Consider the following 1,719-nt stretch of genomic DNA (forward strand, 5'->3'; position numbering starts at 1 on the left):
CGGTCACGATCACCCGGAACAGGCGGTCACGTTGAAACGGAATGAGTGGTCACGTTGGTCCGGAATACGCAACCGCACCACTCAAGCCCAGACACAGCATGGCGATGACAAAGGTCCTGCCGAGAACGCGATGGATGTTGCCGCCCTTTTTTGCCCCGATCACAGCAAAACCGCTGACGACCCCGACCACACCGGTCAGAATATGAAAGTACAGCATAGTGTTCATGTTTGTTCCTGAGAAAAGTTCTGGCGCTGTAACTTAGCAGCGCTCAGTCATAGGCATGGGTGTAGTTGGCTCTGTAGTCGCCGGCAGAGGTATGCCGTTGACAATCAGATAGACAGGTACGGCTATCTGGGTTAGCAGCAGCGGTAATTGCAGTAGCACTAATACCTGGCCCTGGAAGAAGGTGCTGCCCATGGCAATTAACTGCAAAACACAGGCGAGGTTAGCAAAACCCATCAGCCAGCGAGGCAGTAAACTGGCGCAATACAACAAAGCGTAGAACAGCAGCAAGCTGAAGCTGGACAGGAAAATCGCCATAAAATGGGTTTCGTTGCGCCCAAAAGCCAGGGATTTGCGCAACAGCTCCATGCCCACGTCCAGGCTTTGCACGTTTTCGGCCTTGAGCTGGGATACCAGCGCCACCATTTGGCCCAACTGATTGCACTCTACCGCCGTCAGTCCCACCGCCAGGATGGCAAAGGTCAGCATCAGTAAGCTGTGCAGGGGGTGGCTTCCCTTAAATAACTGATAGCCGATAGCGCCGATAACCAAGTTCACCGACACCAATGTCAGGGACAGCAACGTGGCCATCCCCAGGGTGCGGGACAACGCAGCAATATCCATACTGGCAAACGGCACCTTAAAGGGTTCCATAAAGAAGAAGTTTAAGAAGATGCCGCCCAGGATCTGAAGTAAGAAAAGCCCACCGATAAGCTTGCCGGTATTTGACAGAGACATGATGTTTCCTTAATCCCGGGTCGTTGACCCATTAACTAAATCACAGGGCCATAGCCTACCGGCTGGAAAAATTTCCGGGTAAATCGGCGGTAACGCTAGGTAACAAAGTGTAACGGGCGTGGCTTTTAGCTCAAAGGCGGGCCTGACTGACGTGCAAGGCAAGGCATGGTTACCACTCAAATCGTAGCAATCCACTTATGACTGTTGCTGAGCAAATTTTTACGGACAGGGAAATCCTGTCCAGGGCGCGGTCTCTGATCATGCAGATTCTCAGCAACTGACCTTGAATCGCTTTCGCATGCCCGAGCCATAGCACATGCACTCAAGCCAAATTACCCGCCAGTGGCAGGGTCAGGATAAAGCGGCAGCCCTTGCCCGGTTCGCTCTGTACGGTTAAATCGCCGCCATGGGCCAGGGCAATTTTTTTGCAAAGATACAGCCCCAGGCCGGTGCCTTGGGTGTCGCGATGGGTGGTGTTATTCACGCAATAAAAAGGATCGAACAGCTTAGGCAGTGCCGCCTGCGGGATGCCTTTGCCATTATCTGCCACCACCAGGCAAAGCTGCTTTTCCTGTTCGGTGATCAAAAGGCTGACCCGGGTGCCGGGTGGATTATGTTTGAGGCTATTGTGTAGCAGATTTCTCAGCAAAAACTTCATACGCCCCATGTCCAGCTTCAGGGCGATTTCAGGTAGTGTCCCGTCAAGTGGTGTAATTCCGGTCTCCAGATTCATCCCTCAGGCGGCCTCTGGTTGTGCC

General features: G+C 53.1%; 3 protein-coding genes. All 3 read right to left on the minus strand.

The genetic code is table 11. From position 1 onward, the window contains the following. Positions 1–49 precede the first annotated feature (49 nt). Positions 50–226, minus strand: coding sequence for a hypothetical protein (locus tag Q6D67_RS21515; RefSeq protein ID WP_304707889.1), 177 nt, complete (start codon positions 224–226; stop codon positions 50–52). Between the two features lie 33 nt (positions 227–259). After that, positions 260–961 (minus strand): DUF4386 family protein, encoded by a 702-nt coding sequence (locus Q6D67_RS21520; protein WP_304707891.1) that lies wholly within the window; start codon positions 959–961, stop codon positions 260–262. Between the two features lie 322 nt (positions 962–1,283). Further along, the gene (locus tag Q6D67_RS21525; protein ID WP_304707893.1) at positions 1,284–1,694 is read right to left on the minus strand and encodes a cell wall metabolism sensor histidine kinase WalK; all 411 of its coding nucleotides are present in this window, start codon (positions 1,692–1,694) and stop codon (positions 1,284–1,286) included. Positions 1,695–1,719 lie beyond the last annotated feature (25 nt).

This window comes from Haliea sp. E1-2-M8 (genome assembly GCF_030649675.1).
Lineage (GTDB): Bacteria > Pseudomonadota > Gammaproteobacteria > Pseudomonadales > Halieaceae > Haliea.

Coding starts and splice junctions, on each gene's coding strand:
- Q6D67_RS21515 (WP_304707889.1), bottom strand. CDS start 226: ATGAACACTATGCTGTACTTTCATATTCTGACCGGTGTGGTCGGGGTC.
- Q6D67_RS21520 (WP_304707891.1), bottom strand. CDS start 961: ATGTCTCTGTCAAATACCGGCAAGCTTATCGGTGGGCTTTTCTTACTT.
- Q6D67_RS21525 (WP_304707893.1), bottom strand. CDS start 1,694: ATGAATCTGGAGACCGGAATTACACCACTTGACGGGACACTACCTGAA.